16 protein-coding genes are annotated in these 16,462 nt (G+C 46.1%); 8 read left to right on the forward strand and 8 right to left on the reverse strand.

Annotation, left to right across the window (positions count from 1 at the left end):
• A partial coding sequence (locus I5W_RS32100) for a hypothetical protein (protein WP_044530033.1) occupies positions 1 to 399 on the forward strand: 399 nt, incomplete at its 5' end.
• Between the two features lie 2 nt (positions 400 to 401).
• Positions 402 to 1,712 (forward strand): ATP-binding protein, encoded by a 1,311-nt coding sequence (locus I5W_RS16445; protein ID WP_034358720.1) that lies wholly within the window; start codon positions 402 to 404, stop codon positions 1,710 to 1,712.
• Between the two features lie 2 nt (positions 1,713 to 1,714).
• On the opposite strand, the gene I5W_RS29980 is transcribed toward I5W_RS16445, so the two are convergent.
• Positions 1,715 to 3,028, reverse strand: coding sequence for a TniQ family protein (locus I5W_RS29980; protein ID WP_081584724.1), 1,314 nt, complete (start codon positions 3,026 to 3,028; stop codon positions 1,715 to 1,717).
• A 14-nt stretch (positions 3,029 to 3,042) separates the two neighbouring features.
• On the opposite strand from I5W_RS29980, the gene I5W_RS29985 reads away from it, so the two are divergent.
• Positions 3,043 to 4,425, forward strand: a complete 1,383-nt coding sequence (locus I5W_RS29985; protein ID WP_081584726.1) for a TniQ family protein — start codon at positions 3,043 to 3,045, stop codon at positions 4,423 to 4,425.
• A gap of 330 nt (positions 4,426 to 4,755) precedes the next feature.
• Here the strand turns inward: I5W_RS29985 and I5W_RS16460 are convergent, their stop codons facing one another.
• The 3 genes from I5W_RS16460 to I5W_RS29990 all read right to left on the reverse strand — a co-directional run bounded on the left by I5W_RS16460 (position 4,756) and on the right by I5W_RS29990 (position 7,739).
• Complete coding sequence (locus I5W_RS16460; RefSeq protein ID WP_017455467.1) at positions 4,756 to 4,947, reverse strand: hypothetical protein; 192 nt, start codon at positions 4,945 to 4,947, stop codon at positions 4,756 to 4,758.
• 315 nt (positions 4,948 to 5,262) lie between these two features.
• On the reverse strand, positions 5,263 to 5,547 hold the full coding sequence (locus tag I5W_RS16465) for a type II toxin-antitoxin system YafQ family toxin (RefSeq protein WP_017455468.1): 285 nt from the start codon (positions 5,545 to 5,547) through the stop codon (positions 5,263 to 5,265).
• A gap of 242 nt (positions 5,548 to 5,789) precedes the next feature.
• The gene (locus tag I5W_RS29990) at positions 5,790 to 7,739 is read right to left on the reverse strand and encodes an O-linked N-acetylglucosamine transferase, SPINDLY family protein (RefSeq protein WP_148289124.1); all 1,950 of its coding nucleotides are present in this window, start codon (positions 7,737 to 7,739) and stop codon (positions 5,790 to 5,792) included.
• A gap of 433 nt (positions 7,740 to 8,172) precedes the next feature.
• On the opposite strand from I5W_RS29990, the gene I5W_RS16470 reads away from it, so the two are divergent.
• A complete protein-coding gene (locus I5W_RS16470; protein WP_256380787.1) occupies positions 8,173 to 9,276 on the forward strand; it encodes an alpha/beta hydrolase family protein in 1,104 nt (367 codons plus the stop codon).
• 105 nt (positions 9,277 to 9,381) lie between these two features.
• Here I5W_RS16470 and I5W_RS29995 read toward each other — a convergent pair whose 3' ends face one another.
• A complete protein-coding gene (locus tag I5W_RS29995) occupies positions 9,382 to 10,302 on the reverse strand; it encodes a LysR family transcriptional regulator (protein ID WP_081584730.1) in 921 nt (306 codons plus the stop codon).
• Positions 10,303 to 10,883: 581 nt separating this feature from the next.
• Between I5W_RS29995 and I5W_RS30000 the strand changes: the two genes are divergently transcribed.
• Positions 10,884 to 11,528, forward strand: a complete 645-nt coding sequence (locus tag I5W_RS30000) for a recombinase family protein (protein WP_017455471.1) — start codon at positions 10,884 to 10,886, stop codon at positions 11,526 to 11,528.
• Between the two features lie 35 nt (positions 11,529 to 11,563).
• Here the strand turns inward: I5W_RS30000 and I5W_RS16480 are convergent, their stop codons facing one another.
• Complete coding sequence (locus tag I5W_RS16480) at positions 11,564 to 11,983, reverse strand: tetratricopeptide repeat protein (RefSeq protein WP_081584732.1); 420 nt, start codon at positions 11,981 to 11,983, stop codon at positions 11,564 to 11,566.
• A 217-nt stretch (positions 11,984 to 12,200) separates the two neighbouring features.
• Complete coding sequence (locus I5W_RS31385; RefSeq protein WP_146744649.1) at positions 12,201 to 12,518, reverse strand: hypothetical protein; 318 nt, start codon at positions 12,516 to 12,518, stop codon at positions 12,201 to 12,203.
• 454 nt (positions 12,519 to 12,972) lie between these two features.
• Here I5W_RS31385 and I5W_RS16485 point away from each other — a divergent pair, with 454 nt between their 5' ends.
• Positions 12,973 to 14,382, forward strand: coding sequence for a TolC family protein (locus I5W_RS16485; RefSeq protein WP_148289125.1), 1,410 nt, complete (start codon positions 12,973 to 12,975; stop codon positions 14,380 to 14,382).
• Between the two features lie 71 nt (positions 14,383 to 14,453).
• On the opposite strand, the gene I5W_RS30005 is transcribed toward I5W_RS16485, so the two are convergent.
• The gene (locus I5W_RS30005; RefSeq protein WP_017455474.1) at positions 14,454 to 15,089 is read right to left on the reverse strand and encodes a response regulator; all 636 of its coding nucleotides are present in this window, start codon (positions 15,087 to 15,089) and stop codon (positions 14,454 to 14,456) included.
• Positions 15,090 to 15,329: 240 nt separating this feature from the next.
• Here I5W_RS30005 and I5W_RS31390 point away from each other — a divergent pair, with 240 nt between their 5' ends.
• The gene (locus I5W_RS31390) at positions 15,330 to 15,758 is read left to right on the forward strand and encodes a tetratricopeptide repeat protein (protein ID WP_148289126.1); all 429 of its coding nucleotides are present in this window, start codon (positions 15,330 to 15,332) and stop codon (positions 15,756 to 15,758) included.
• Positions 15,759 to 15,790: 32 nt separating this feature from the next.
• Entirely contained in the window at positions 15,791 to 16,462 is a 672-nt protein-coding gene (locus I5W_RS16490) for a methyltransferase domain-containing protein (RefSeq protein ID WP_148289127.1), read from the forward strand.

Below are 16,462 nucleotides of genomic sequence, written 5' to 3' on the forward strand. Positions count from 1 at the left end.
ACGCTCCAGAAGCGCTTATCCATAACCAAAGAGGATGTTGAAGATTTGAATGCAGAGAAGCGATTTTCTGATGACATGGCCGCCTTCAAAAATACTGGATTAATTGACGAGGTGAAAGCGTTACAAGTTGAATTGGAGGGTTCTGCGAAGGCGGCTACTTATTCCTGCGTCAGTGAAAAATCTACGTCCAAGGCAGCTCGCAAGAAGGACATTCATAAGACGCGTGCGGCTGAAGCCGAATACGAAAAAACCGGTCAAGCACCTGATGGAGATGGAGCCCATGCCGTTGATACGCCAGCAGTCAACGCTGGCGTTGGGGACGCCGTAGCTACTTCAGATGAGAAGGCTGAAAAGCACGACGTTAATCATGACGTGGCTGATGTTCTGGAGACATGGTAATCATGAGCATAGCCTGTTATCAATCGAAAGATGTCCATCCGGACCAACTCGGGAATCCCCTAATCGAAGCGCTTAGACCAACGCTGACTAATAAGGATGCGGCAGGGGTCCTTGCAAGGAGGCCTGCAATATCGCTGGATAAGGAGCGATTGTTGCCTCCACACATCCGTGTTCACAGTGTTGCCGCAATCTCAGATATGTATGTTCCAGACATAAAAACTCTAGAACTCTACGCGATGGTTGATATGCAGATGAAGCGATCCTTGGAGCGGCACAATCCCTTTTCGGCAGAGGGGCAGCGCTATCTTGATTCTGTGCAAGCCAAGGTGTTGGCAGCAGTTTCTGATGATCAAAGACGGATCGCCAAGGCAGTGAAAGAAGGAAAAGAACCGCTTAGTGCGCTTGGTAAGCGTCTTCCCGATATCAGATCTATCTTGGTTACTGGTGCTAGTGGAATGGGGAAGTCATCTGCAATTAATCGTGTCTTGGCTCTGAATGACCAAGTGATCGAGCACAGCAACTATATGGGGCAGCCTTACCATCAAAAGCAGTTGGTCTGGCTTTCGGTATTTGCTCCCCTCAATGCGTCAATTAGCGGCTTGTGTCATAGCATTTTTGCAGCGGTCGATGAGGCATTGGGTCTGCCTGTAGACACCGGTTATGCAAAGCAATACGACAAAAAGCATAGGACAAATGATGTTCTGATTAGTCGAGTAGCCCAAGTCTTGGCCACACATCATTTGGGGATATTGCATATTGATGATTTGCACCGTATTGCCGATGGAACGGGGGCCAATAAGGCCGCGTTGATAAGCTTCATCATGCAATTATCGGACGTGGTTGGTGTGCCGATGATTCTGTCAGGGACCGGGAAATTGATGAAGATGTTGCGTGGCTCGTTCGAGGTTTCTAGACGCGTTATCGCTGCCGGATCGGTCGAATTTGAACTGCCTCCCGAATATGTTAAGGGAGATGGGTTCGCTAACCTGGCGAATGCGCTCTTCAAATTCTCGCTGCTGCCGGTAAGTGAGGACGCATTGGAAGATATGAAGCTATATCTTTTCGATCGATCTCAAGGGATAACGGCTGTGGCTGTGAACTTATTTTTGCAAGCTCAAATGTGGGGCCTGCGTGAGGAGGCTGATTTCATGACGAAGGAACTAATAGATCATGCATATGCCCGGATAAAGCCACTTCACTCAGCCCTAAGTGCGTTGAGAAGGAAGGATGTAGATGCCATTAGGGACTTTGAGGATATCGCATCACTTGACCAGATCAATAGGAACTTCTTCTCCGGTGCTTTGGGGCCTTAGAACTAGGGTGAGGGAAAGAGCGTGAGTTGCCGCATGACTTTGTGCACATCCGATTTACTCAAAGCAAGCCACTCACCATCGTGCTCCACTATCCAAGCGATGGCTTCTTTGGTTTCTCTGAGGGAGAGGGTTGGAGTATCGGTGAAAAGGGCTTGCATTGCCAAATAGCGGTAGCGAAGACGTTTGCCCTCTCTCACTGCATTTGCGTGTAATGCCATTGCGCCAGGCGATCCAGAAAGCATGAATAAATTGCGCTGATATGACTCACGCAACATCGGCGCAGTTTGTGAAATGTTGAGTGTCATCGCCAAAATCGCAATGTTAAGTTGATCGTCGGCATTAAGTTCTTTCGAGGGGCTCACTTCGGCGCTATTGAAGAGTTCTCCCGAAGAATCTTCGTAGGTGTGTATCAGCGCCTCGTCCCAGGTGTCGCGAGGTACGCAGTATGCAATCGCGGCTGCCCACTGCACCGGATGAAGAACGGGCGGTTCATGCTGAGAATACCACCGTCGAGTAAAGAGACCGAGCGCATCTAGTTCGTCGATGCCTAGGATCTTTAGGCCGTCATAAAAGTAGGTGTGAGCTGAGGAAAGTAGTTGTTGGAAGCGCAGATCATCAGAAGTTTCGTGGTTTTGCATCAGCATCATTCTTAGCCGGTCAGCGGTGAGACCACGCTGCTCGGAAATCCATTGAATAGCTGCTGCCAGCCGCAGAAGTAGAGATTTAGTTTCTTTGGCGAGTAACGGATGATCACGACTTTGCGGTGGATAGGAAGTCGGTGGCCTAAGCCAATTGTCACGCTCTGCAGAAGTTCGGATACGTTTCACTAGGAGAGTGCCATGGCGTGCGCAAATCCATATGCCAGGAATCTGGTGAGCCAGGTGCCAATACGAGAATCCTTTTTCGCGAATGTCCAGCGCTATGCAATCCGGACAGAATTTAAGGGGATGACAGAGAAAATCTTTATGGCCAAATAGTCCGCGCTTTGTATCTAGTACAGATATTCGATGCGCCACCCGGCCACTCGTGAATTCGACAATTTCTCTTTCTGGCATGAAAGCGAGGTAGAGATTGGAGATGGTTTGTTGCCGAAGTAGTTGAAGAGGAGAGAGCGATGAAAAATTGCAAGTAATAAAGTGACTCAATCCGAATGGAAGCTGCGCGTATCTCCCAGCTTGAGAATCATTAAATAGTAGCTGACCTGTCAAATTTGGCGTTTCGTAGCCGGAGCGCGAGTGAAATCTCGCGCATTGGCTGTACAGCGTCTCGTCGGAAGCCCTTTCGGCAAGAAAGGTCAGATTTTTAGAAGTAACCATATTCGTAGGGCCACGTGATTACGTTTCATCAACAGCTCGCTCCAGACGAGCACTATTATTCTTATATCGCCGGGTTGTATCAGAAATCAGGTTGGAATGAGCCACAGGATTTCTTGAAAGCTACAGTGACTAGCGCCGGATTGTGCGCGGATTCACGTAGCTATCCTGGGTTCTCGACGCAGCTTTTTCCTAACGTACTGCGTGCGTTAATTGGGACGGTGATCGACCTTGATCAGTTTAGACCTGACACTCTCAATATTCTGACTTTGTTGCCATACTATCGGCCGTTTCTGGTGCAAATTCAGCAGCAAAATCTGTTTAAGGAAGCAGCTTTCACTTACGGCTCCAATTCTGATCGAAGACGGTGTCTGCCGCAATTGAGCGGAACGAGCTTTCGGTATTGCGTTACTTGTATGAGTGCGGCATTTAAAACGTACGGAAGAGCGGTGCTGCTGAGATCTCATCAGCTACCTTGCGTCTTTGTGTGCTGGGAACATCGGACACCATTACGTACGGTGGACATTGATACCGATAACTTGGTTATCCCGGATTTTCAGTTGCCGCGCGAGAAATGCGTACAGAGGGTCTCAGAAGAGCTTCTTTGGTTGGCTGCTGAGTCGAGAAAATTGCTTCATCTCAATCGTGGGTTTACCAGCCCGGTCGAGAAGATTCACGCTATGTACTCTTTTGAGCAGTGGAATTTTGAATGTGATGGGAAGCCTGATTTTTCGCTGAGAGAATGCGAAAAACGTAAGAAAAGTAACGACAAAGGAAAAAGTCTCTGGAATGTTAGTTGGCCGAAGTCTTTGGACGTCGCATTTGAGACTGAGATCAACAGTATGTCCGATGAGCTGCGCGAAGCGTACGCAACGCCGTGGCGGGGGAATTACAAAAGATTAGGAAAAATGAGAACGAGTAAAGTTTTGTCACCGATCGAGCATCTGATGAGAATTCGTAGATTTGCGGGGGGCGTTGAAGAATTTTTCAAGAAGGTCGACGAGGTGTCGTTGAATAAATTAGCAACGTTCTTCCCATTTTCGCAAGCGCGCCGTGAGCACGGGGTCATTCTTTGCCCGACTGCGGTAACCTGGGAGGCTGCGAATTTTCTGAGAAAGGTGGACGAAAATATCAGAAAGGTAGACAAAAATCTCAAGCCCGGATTGGGGGGCGCAATGGAGATGGTCTGCAATCAATACCGGGATCACGTGGCACGGACAGGATTGCTTGCTGTGGATGTTTCACCTACGGAAGGCATGGCGAGAGATGTAGCTATTTCGATTCCATTGAGCCTAGATAACTTTACATTCATTGATCGACTCGCTGCGCGGAATGGAACTGGGAAATTTTCAGCAACGGTTAGTCTCATCTTAGAGCGGGTGCAACAAATCAGTTGCTGAACAGCCGGTTTAGAGGCTGTTGCGTAATTAATTTGAACGTTGATTTAACCGGGGCCAGCAAACAAGGCACACACCAATGACAGGAAGGCGTCGTGGGTAACATCAAGTCGGGAGATTTAATAGCTCCGAAATTAATTTGCAACAGCCTCTAAGTCGTTTCGCCAACTAATTATCTGGAGTCGCTAATCGCTCAGAAACTCAGCAGCCGAACCCGCGATCTACCGTTTTGAGGTTCATCTAAGCAAGGTTTTTCGAGTAAGCGTTTGAATACCTATTGGCGCTCATGCAGCCGCTTCTCTGGGTGTGTGTGCTTGTAATCATCTTTCTTGCCTAGCCGCAAATGAGACGAATTTCCCGAAGTTTTTTTTCCGCCGCAATTGCGCGGTCGCGGTATTCGCCTGAGGCTTTTAGGAGGTCCGCGATTGACAGCCAATAGGCGGCTCCCAGATCGCCCTCCTCGAGTTGCAATCGATGTAATTTCCGCAGGGCAATTGAGAGGTCGATATTTTCGTGCATGTCCATTTGCCTTCTCCCGTATCAAGCGCGCCGCATAATATTTTGTGCCCTTTTCGGCACCCGCTACAGACAGCATCATCCTACTACGCAAAAAGTTTATCAGCGGTCTTGCCTGAACTTGATGAAATTCAAAAGGACTTTGTCACATTCGTCGAGGCTTTCCGCGCCGTCTTTTTTCCGACAATATCTTAAATATTTTTTCTCCGATAATCTTTGCGATGGCATACGTCTCGATCATGCCCCGGCAGACAATACATGCAGAGGAAAGTCGCCCGCCGTTGAGAATAAGGATCGCATCATCATAAATATCAACTTGGCGGTTCAATAGATTGCATAGTTTCGCAAATAGTCGCCCGAATCTGCGCTAGGGTCGTCTAGCAGGTGGAATTCGCTCTTGACTAGCGCTTCGCGGTTTTTTTCACTTGAATAATCGAGAATAGATTCGTCAGCAAGGGAGTGGTCATGATAGCGCTCAGCAAGCGATTGATCTGTTGCAAGCGCTTTTAGGACTGCCATGAGGTCGGCATCGAGCGTTGCCCTATACTGTCCCTTGGCTTCTCGCTTGTAGTCCCGTTTGAACTGGCCAGCGCGGTCAATCCTCCGCATGCAGATCCGCCATGAGTGCACCTCCGGGTTACCGTTCAAAAAAACGCACCCTACTCTCCAAGTTCAGACCTGGCGTCGGATGTTACAACGAATAAGATGGTCAAGCACAGCGTGTGAATTAGAACTTGTGAGATTTAATTATGAGTTGAATTCCCCTCTGATCAAATCAAGAGCAGAGGATGCTAGTGTTACGGAGTTTGTCCTACGAAGAAATACTATCTTCCCGCCAAATTTGCGAAACATTAGTCGATACCTATATCGGATAAAGGAGAACCTGACCTGTGCCGATTCACTGCCAGATTCAAAATCGATTCCAGCATTCGGACGCCATGTGAAGTAGAGAATATGCCGTTAGTGCAAAGCCGATGTTGCTTCAAAGTTTCGCGTATCTCTTGTAACTCATCTGACGCATTCGCGAGTTGAATCGCACGGTCGCGATACTCTGCCAGAGAATTTGTAATCATCTCATCGAGACCTACGGCATGAAGCAAGCTACCAGCCATTCGGCTAGCAAAGGATTTGCCCGAGCATGTCAGTAGGGGGACTCCCATCCAAAGTGCATCGTTGGCTGTAGTTCCGCCATTGTAAGGATAGGTGTCAAGGAATAAGTCGATAATTCCCAGTCGAGCAAAATAAACGGGTAGATCAACTCTGCCAGAAAAGTACAGTCTCGAAGGCTCCACATTTCGTTGGGCAGCTTGAGTCTTTAAGTTGTCTTCGGCAGCTTGTGTTGGCGCATATAAAAGTAACATGCTACTTGGCGTGGCGCCAAGTATATCCATCCAAATATCAAATAGACGTGGATTAAATTTGTATGTGTTGCATAAGCAACCGAATAACATTCCATCTTCGGGAATTCCTAGACTTGATCGACTCACATCTAATGCCGGAGATGGGCGCAAATCATCACTAATTTGGAATGTTTTAGGAAGTAGTGCTAAGTATTCGGAATAGTTATCTCTAGCTGTTCCTTGACTGATGTACTGATCAACAATGATGTAATCCATATTGGGAATACTGCTGGTGCCTGGATAGCCTAGGTATTGCATCTGTATAGGCGCCATACGCTGCGCGAAGGCTGTACTACGACCTCCCTGAGTTAATCCGGTGATGTCAATGGCAACATCTAATTGGTGGCGACGTGCGAGTATCACGAGCTCGTCGTCGTCAAGGCTGGATACATCAAGAAAATGTTCTACTGAATTTTCAATCCGTTTTCGATAGAAATCATGGCCTGGATGTGTGGCGAACGCAAATGATTCGAAGGCGCCACGGTCATGCTGCTCAAAGAGACCCGCTAGCATGATTGATACGGGATGTATTCTGAAATCATGCGAAAAATAACCCACACGAATTCGCTTACCTTCCGAAGGACTTTCAGGGTGCCAAGTGATGGTGGGGGAAACGGGCGCCCAGAGATGCGCTAATTTCTTTTGACGTATTGGATCGTCCGTAACAGATAAATAGTGCATTGGCGTGCTGCTAGGCATGCCCGCATCGAGATTAAGTTCGATGTCATTAATAATCTTATCTAGTCCACTCCAAGCACATGCGCGCATTCGAGCGTGCAATAAATTACTCATATAGGGCAATGGAGTCGTAGTCTCTTCTATAGCCTTTTCAAAAAATGAAACTGCCTTGTCTGCCTGATTGGTTGCGAGGTGCAGGGCCCCTAGATTATACAAAGCCTGATGATCTCTAGGGTCAAGTTCAAGCAAACGCATCAAGTCTTGGTATGCAGCGTCAAATGCAATGCCAGAGAGCCGGAGTACAGATCTGGCGTGAAGACTCTGACGTAGATTGGCCAAGATATCCCTATTCAATGGATCAATCGTAATGGCCTTCTCTAGAAATTCAATGGCCGTGTCATTGCAGTTTTTTCGTTGCCAAAAAAGGGCGAGGTTGTACAAAGTGCCTGAATGTGCTCCGCCTAGTTGCAGTGCGTGTTCGAGACTAAACTGTGCGAGTCCTAATTCTCCGGCATCGAGTGCAATACCTCCAAGTAATCGCAATGTATCGATATCGTTAGTATCGATCGTGAGATAGCGAAAACAAAATAAAATCGCCTTTTGAAAATTTAATTGTTCATGAGCTTGGAGTGCGTTTGAAATGAATTCATTTTTAGTTAATGAATTGCTTTCCATAGATAGTTTTTTGCAGGGATGCAGTAGAGTTTCGACGCTGAGGAACACGTTATTCAAGCAGATAGCTATCTTTGGTGTCTCCGCCTTAATTGAGTACTTTGGCAGTAAGGTACTAATCGATATAAAAACTGAGGGTACTTTCTCAATACGTAGCGTTTGCCTTTGCGGGCGACTGTTGAATGATGGGATTGTTATCCTTTACTCTTCCATTATTCGCCTACTATTGTAAGTATTTGTCTTACAATATTGCGTAAGTTATCTATGGGTTTTTTGTTTGTCAATATTTTATTTTCTTTTGCCGAGGGAAAGTTTCGGAGCGTTTTCAGATTCTGACTAAAGCACTAGCGGCTTGATATGGATAGTTGCAGCCTTTTAATACTATCTGGCCATTGTCTTTACTGATGTGAGGTTTTGGAATTCTATGGAGCCACGGGATTATTGGATGTTTTTGATACTGCGGCTCCTGATGGCATTGATAGCCATGTCATGTTGCTGTCGGGCGGAAGATGTTTACGATTCGCTCAGTCGGTCGGATGGGGCGTTACCTAACGAATCTATTATTCAGGTTCCGGTGGAAGAAAACCTTTTCGGCACCATCCATCTGCAAGTGACAGTCTCGATGCCCACGGGAGCGGGGCCTTTCCCTTTAGCAGTTTTTAATCACGGGGCTGACGGGAGTCGGCCACCTAGTCAGCAGCCCAGGAGTCACCTAACCTGGCCTGCGGTTTATTTCATGTCTAGGGGTTACGCGGTCGTGCAACCTATGATGCGCGGATATGCCGGCTCGCAAGGAAGTTTGCATCAACATGGCTGCGACTTGGCGTCGTTGGGATTGGAGGCCGCGAAAGACATACGTGCCGTTATCGAATTCATGATTCGTCAGCCATTTATTGATGGCTCTCGTATTGTCGTAGCGGGGCAGAGTTACGGTGGATGGAATACGTTGGCGCTTGGAAATATGGGGGTGCCTAACGTGAAAGGACTGGTGAGTTTTTCTGGCGGCGTTCACCAAGCGCATTGTCCTATCTCAGATCTGGCATTGATGAAGGGGGCAGATAGGTTTGGCCAGGTTACGGTGATGCCGGCAATTTGGTTTTTTGGAGACAATGACTCGCTCTTCCCGGTGACGACCTGGCGTGAAATGTTTTCGCGTTACCGAGCAGGTAATCCGCGAGCTGAGTTGGTGGCTATTGGATCATTCATGAATGACGCGCATAACTTAACCGGTTCTTGGAGCGGTTTGCGAATCTGGGTCCCTAAGTTGGATGATTTTCTAAAACGTATCGGCTTACCCGGAACGGAGCTCTTCCCTGAGTACATGCCTGAGCCGATTCCTCCATCGAGTAACTACGCTGATATCAATGATATTGACAAGGTTCCTAATTTAAAAAGCGACGGAGAAAGAATGCTTTACCGGAGCTTCCTGGGCCATCTTTTTCCACGCGCATTTGCTATTTGGGAGACGGCGGCTGCGACGGGATATGATGGATTCGACCCTCTTACGAAAGCGCTACAAGGTTGCTCCAGGCTGACCACTAACTGTCGGCTATATGCAGTGGATAATGAGGTGGTATGGAAGCCTTGAGTGCAAAGTCGTGCGGCTCATTGATGGATATGCTGGGGTGGCGCCCTTAAGTTGATGCAGCCGGGATGGCTTCCGCAAAAATCTCGTATAGGTTGCCATTGAAAATTAATCGACCCTATTCACCCATTCTTCTGTAAGAAACCTGATAAAAGCTCTGGATAAGTCCGATTGATATTTGGGTGCCGTCAATGCATACAAGGGCTGACTTGGCAATTTGAAGCCGGGCAAGATCTGTTCAAGCGTATGTGAAAACTCTGTTCCTACCACCATATTCTTCGGAAGAATGGCGATTCCTAAGTCTTGTTCAACTAGCTTTGCAAGCATTCGCGGGCTGGAAGATGTTAATGGACTTCCTATTCGTAGTTCAGATTTTGAGCACTTTGTACTTGGAAAGCACGACTCTATAGGTAGAGTTTCACTTGTTACGTTCAAGCATCGATGGGCTAACAGATCCGCTGGCGTTGTGGGATTCCCCTTGAGTTGTAGATATCGTCTCGATGCGAAAAGACCTTGGCTTATCGCGCCAACATAACTCGCTAGCTGATTTTTTCCCACGATAGGTCCCAACCATAATGCGACGTCAACTGGGTTAAGGAACATATCCGGGAAAATCGGCGATACATTAATAAGAAGAGATATTTGCGGGTATTGATCAGAGAAATCTTTAAGTGCTCTGGCAAAGAATTGATGATCCAGACCAGTCGGAATACTAATTCGTAACTCGCCCGTCACTCCTCTATTAGATTGAATTAGCGCTTCGTAGGCTGCCTGTGTCTGTTCCAGCATGGGGTGGCATTGATCAAAAAATCTCTTTGCCGAAGGTGTAAGCGTGAGTCGGCGAGTGTCCCTGACGAAGAGCGTGAACCCCAGTTGCTTTTCCATTGTCGCTATACGTCTTGAAAGAGTCGAAACAGGCATGTCGAGAAGTGTTGCCGCACGACTAAAGTTTCCCGATCGCACTATTTCAACAAACAATCCAATTTCACCGAAATGTGATGAGAGGGGGTTTTTGTTTATAGAGGGCATCAACAGAAATTTTCATATTTGAGAAATTGAATTTCACTTTTCCCCCTTCTTTTTTTTAATAAAATGCTCACAATGATGACATTAATGCAATATTTCTTTCATGGTGTAATTAAGTCAGATGTTAGATATCAATTGACTCAAAGGTTTTTGGCCTCACGCTGGCGGCTTAAGTAGGGAGGAGCGTCAAAGAAAGGGGGGAAATTAACTGTTGCTTTCTGTAATTATTGGGCTGTATTTGCGTTGTGGTGCAATATCCGCTTGAAGGCTCATTTGAGCTACCGATGCTCCAGAGAGTACGAGTCATTCGCAGGCACTGATGAAGTCATCATCTGTCAGCAAACGTTATAAGAGCCACTCTAGGCTGAGAAAATCATCGTTTTCCCATGTGGGCGATATCTGATGTGACTGTCGCGAACCAGCCGCAATCGCTTTAATTGCCTCTCATTATTTATCGCCTAGCGGAACACACTCCATTTGGAGTGGCGAAGAATGTCTGAGTGTTTCTGCGGCTGAAGCAAGGAGCTTTTTGGATTCTAGTTAATTTAATTTCGTGAATTTATCCGTGGTCGGGGAGGTTGGTCGTGATGGTGGGGTATGCGAGAGTGTCAACAGAGGAGCAGAACTTGGAATTGCAGACGCAGGCTCTTCGCGCTAAAGGGTGCTCGCGGATTTACGAAGACCACGGGATATCAGGGCTAAGTTTTTCACGCCCGGGTCTTGATGCGGCGATCGAGAGTTTAAAACCAGGTGGTGTGTTGGTTGTATGGCGATTGGATAGATTGGGAAGATCCTTGTCCCATCTAACCCAGCTTCTTGATGAACTTGGTGAGAGGCAGGTGGGGTTCTACTCAATAACCGAAAGTATGGACACCACCTCTGCTGGAGGACGACTCATTTTTCATGTCATGGGTGCGTTGGCGGAATTTGAAAGATCGCTAATCAGCGAGCGAACTAGAGCGGGGCTAGCAGCAGCAAGAGCGGTGGGTAAGAAATTGGGGCGCCGCCCTAAGTTGTCTCAAATTCAGTGCGAAGAGGCTGTTGCGCTTCTTGAGCAGGGGTGGTCTATCCCTAAGATAGCAACTCAGCTCGAAGTGCATCCGCGCACATTGGAGCGGACGCTACGCGTTTGTCTTAAAAGGAACTCGGAAACGTGTAACACCGCTGAGATATGTCTTTGTGTTCAGTCAGAGCTACCCGAAGTGCCGGTAGATACTGATGCAAGATAATGGCGGGAGGGAGGGGCTTCAGAATTCCGCGAATGTCAGCTTTTGGCTAGAAGCTCCTCTTTTCTTTTTATTGCATCAAGGTAATCTGGCGAAATTGAAATCGCAGCCTCGTAGCATTTTATAGCCTGAGATTCGTCATTAAGCCCCTCAAAAGCCATGCCTCGATTAAACCAGAGCGCAGAGTTTCGTTCATTAATTCGAAGTGCCCGATCAAATAGGGTTATCGCTTCTGCAAACAGGCCGAGTTGTATTTTCAATGCAGCCTTTAACTGTAGCGCATCAAAGTAATTCGGCTGAATTTTTAGTATCTGGTCGTAAATTGAACCTGCTTTGTCTAGCTCACCTTTTTGATGTGCAAAAAAACCGCGCTTGATTAAGTCGAGAAGATGTGCGTGATTTCCTTTGGAAATCACATGCTGTCGAGGTACATTTGCTTTGGGAAATTTTCTTGCCATTTCAGATCCTGCCTGACCGTGAGCCCGTAATGTCAGTAAAAGTTAGGAATTTCCCTTCATACTATACCGAAAATAAAAAACCCCACTGCCCGTTAGGACTCAGTGAGGAAAATGTTCAGCAGTAGGGGTAGGGGGGTGTCTGCTGAACATGCAGAAACGCTCCGAGCAGGGATTAGAGCGACTGATGTAGTTGTTGTAATCTTTTGCTGAATGCGTACTAGCCGATTAGCCGAATTGCAGGGGCTCCAAAAGCAATGCCCAGTAGCAAACCAATAAGGCGTCCCATAAGTGTCGCCTTTAGAGTTGCTATATCGTCATTAATGCTTAACTTATTCTCGCCCCGTAAAATTTTGTAAAGTGGCGGGAGAAGAAGAATAGAGCCCAACATAAAAGCAGTACTTCCCAGTACGTTAAAAAGATCATCTGCATTTAAGGATGAGAGAAAAAAATCTGTCAGGGGTAGGGTCACTGCACTAAGTAACATTGCAAAGAAAGTGCCATTCACCAAGAGATCAGTTTCTCTAGTTGAATCCACTTTTCACCTCCTTTAAAGGTTGTCGCTGCCATCGATAATTCGATGCAAGAATAGCGACTATTGATCAGCATATTCATGCGTACAAGAGAAACATTGGACTCCATCCAACGTTGAAAATATCCTGAAAATAACTACGGTGTTTGTCTTACAAAATTTTTGTTAATTCTTTCATGAATGTGGCTTGTCATCAAGAGAGTTTTGATTTTTTTCTCATGAGAAATCGTTTTTATGTGGTTTTATTGGGAAAAATAGGAATTTATTTGTAAGACTAAGTCTGTATTTATATATTTCTTATATGATTGCTGATGAGGTATATCGTTCCAAGAACTGCAATCACGAACTCTTCATATTCTAAAAAATTCTGACCTGCTACCCAAGATTAGTCGGGATGTCAGTTGTGGCTTTATAAAACAAATGTCGGGGTAGAAAGTCGTATTTTTAGAGCCTAATTTCTATGAAATTTCATCTCCTATATCAAGGGTTATTCATAAAGCTGTTTGCTGGATCTCTTACGAAAAACAGAAGAGATCTGGTACGAGCATTTTCCGAAATTTCGTCAATCTTCCTCATGTTGTTGATTGGAAGTGCTAGTAGGGCTATTGAGGTTTCGCCTCCGGTAAAAAGTCTTCTCATCACTACTCCCTCTGCCAGTGAAGCCATGCATTCACTTAATAGAAACTACGATATACAGTGTTCTAGTATTCCAGACTGGGAATTCCCGTTATCGCTTCCAGATGCCATGACGCTGACCTTATGTCGCAATTCGGAGGTTAGAAACGCTATGGCGGAATTAAGTGTCGAGGAGGGAAAAGCTGGAGAAAGCGGGGCGGCGGAAGGGAGTTTAAAGAAAGAATCTCGAAACCAATTTAAAAATAAAGTGCGTGGTGTCACTTTGGCGGATAGTGTTCTTGCGCATCAAGGATCAATGGGTGAGTCTGATTTGATTCGGCAGATAAAAACTGAGAGTCAAAATCGTGATGGCGTACTACTCTTGAATAAAGCGCATAGCAACTATGCTTTGATAAAGATGTGCGTGGAGAAGACCATGGTCGCCTATTTCGATGCGGAGGGGGCAATGTCTCAATTGAGGGCCCGAAGCCAGGATAGGGCATCGATAGAGTATCTATTGACCGTCGTAAATAGGAGGCAGAAAGAAGGGGCGATTGGTCAAACCGATCTCTTGCAAGTAAAAATGGCGCTTGTGCAAGCTGAACTCGCCGAGCAAAAAGCGGAGACCTATTGGGAGAAAAGCGTTGCTGCATTTGGCAATGCGCTCAATATTTCGGTGGCGGAGCCTCTTCAACTGAAGCCGATAACCAAAGATGAATTGGGTAAATTTGAAGATGACTTGAGGCAATGGATAAAAAGTCGTAAGTCAGATCAACCACCAGTGTCGAGCACGAATCGCCAAATTGGCAGCGCCTCAGGATTATCTGAACCTCTTCGATCATTAAGGATTTCGTCTGGTACACCGTCGATTGATCTGGGTGGAACCGGTTTGGAAGTGCCTGGTGCGGACCTTGTTATCCATCCAGTGGCTGACCATTTGGAAGAGCAAGAGGGGAAAAAGAATATCGAAGAGGCTCAGGCATATGCGGATGCCATGTCCGCGGTTGAGAGCCTGAGGCTGTCTTTTGAATTGCGAGAATCCGCTAAAGATGCGCTTCTTTCGTCGCAGATTTCTTATGCTAAAGGTGCTATCAGTATTGTTCAGTTACTTCGTCAGCAAATTGTATTCTCGGATGCTATACAAAAGAGTATCGATTGTCAGGAGAGATTCCGTTTGGCTAAGTTAAGGTTGCTGGGTTGGGATGATGTCTTGACGGTGCGATCGCTCTTGGATATTGCGGGATTCCGTGGGTAGTTACACCATGTTTGTTAGCTTCGACAATGATGTGTCGGGTAGTAATCGGGGGGGCATCACCATATGGTTTATCAAGCGAGATTGTTGGAGAGTACATAGTGCGTGAGTTCCGAATTGTGTCGGAGCTTCATTTTTTGCAAAGCACGGCTACGAAACATGCTGATTGTCTTAACTGACAGAGATAATTCCGAGGCAATATCGCTAACACTGTTTCCACCTGCGATCATGATCATGATTTGATATTCCCGATCCGATAGTTTGGTGTGCAAAGGTGCTTCAGGGTCTTCGCCGATGCTGGAAGCGAGCTCTTCGGCTAAGGTTGTGCTTATATATTTTCTACCACTTGCCACTAGGCGAATTGCTTTGATTAGCTCTTGAGATGATGCTTCTTTGTTCAAAAATCCAGATGCACCTGCTTTTAGGCAGCGTCTCCCATATTGATCTTCTGAGTACATTGAGAAGATAAGTATTTTCAGTTCTGGATATTGATTTTTGAGCTGTTTCAATAAATGAATTCCATCTTTCGAGGGAGAGGCAATATCCATCAATATGATGTGGTGCCTTGTAAGATCATGTGCAAGGCCGTCTTCAATACTTGCTGCTAATGAAGTGCTGATATCTGATGTTGATGCGCAAAGGTGTTTTATTCCTTCTCTTACTATTGTGTGGTTGTCCAGTACGGCCAATTTAATTTTGGTACTTTTCATTTCGTCCCTGAGTTTCAGATTGTCAAAATCGGTGTGGTTGTATTTTATAAGGATCTCTTTCCTTAATTCAATTTTTAGATTGTGCTTATATGCTTTTCTTGAAGGAATTTATCCTATTTTTGAGACACTCGGCTTTTCTATTTGTACTCGGGATGGGCATCTGTGACGCCGATCCATTTCGGAATTAGGCAGTTCATTAGCAGTACTTTCAAAACTGTAACTCGTGTATATCGCTCTAGGTTGCAACCCAAGGCCCAGGGAATCAATGAGCCTGCAGATATCATTGAGGGCAAGAGCGTAATCGACCTATCAGTGACACCGTTACACGGTGTAGAGAATGGCGAAGGAATGATGGAAAACCGAACTGCTGAACAATGGCATAATTTTGCGCTTTATTTGATCAATCAGAATGATTTTGAGAATGCGTGCCAGGCATTTTCATGTGCGATATCTCTGGCTCCCTCTAGCCATATTTATCAGAATAATTACGGTCAAGCTCTTGATGAGATCAAGAAATATGAGCAGGCTCTGGCTGCATTTGATCGATCAATTTCCTTATGTCCCAACTATTTCCATCCATGGAATAATAAGGCGATGACATTGGTGCGAATGGGGAGATTATCTGAAGCTATCAGGGTATATCAGAAAATGGCTGATTGGGATTGGTAACTGACGACATCTATAGGGCGTGGACATTCGCTTTGGTCAAAGAAAAGAACTATAGCGAGGCCCTCAACGTTATCGAGAGGGCAGTGGGCTTTTCTCCGGCTTGTGAGTCCCATCTTGAAAATCGTGCCAAGTTGCTTTTGTTGAGCAATCGTGAAGATGAGGCTGTCGATTTACTGCAGCGACTCTTTGAGCTTAATCAGGGCAACGAGACGATTGGTTTTCTTCTCGCGATGAAGGGAAAAAAATTTTCTCCACCTCAAGCTCCAGCCTCATACGTCAGTGAGTTATTTAATCATTATGCGCAAAGCTTTGAAGAAGAATTGATTTTCAAATTGCAATATAAAGTGCCTGAAGAACTGAGTCGTCTGCTATCGTCGCATCGCCTGGACGGATTTGGTGCTGTATTGGATCTGGGGTGTGGCACTGGCTTGATGGGAAATTATTTGAGTGGTCATTGCAGTCGGTTAGAAGGAATAGATCTCGCGCAGGAAATGTTGGAAGTGGCAAGGAAAAAGGAATGCTACGATGCTTTGCATTGCACCGGTATAACGGACTATTTTTCTGGTATACGATTCAGTGGAGCGAATACACGGTTCGATGTCATCGCTGCCTCGGATGTATTCGTCTACGTCGGGGATTTGATAGATATTTTCAAAGGTGCGTTTGACACGTGGATCCGGGGGGACTATTTGCGTTTTCGGTGA

The organism is Herbaspirillum sp. B65, assembly GCF_000333555.1.
Lineage (GTDB): Bacteria > Pseudomonadota > Gammaproteobacteria > Burkholderiales > Burkholderiaceae_D > Herbaspirillum > Herbaspirillum rubrisubalbicans.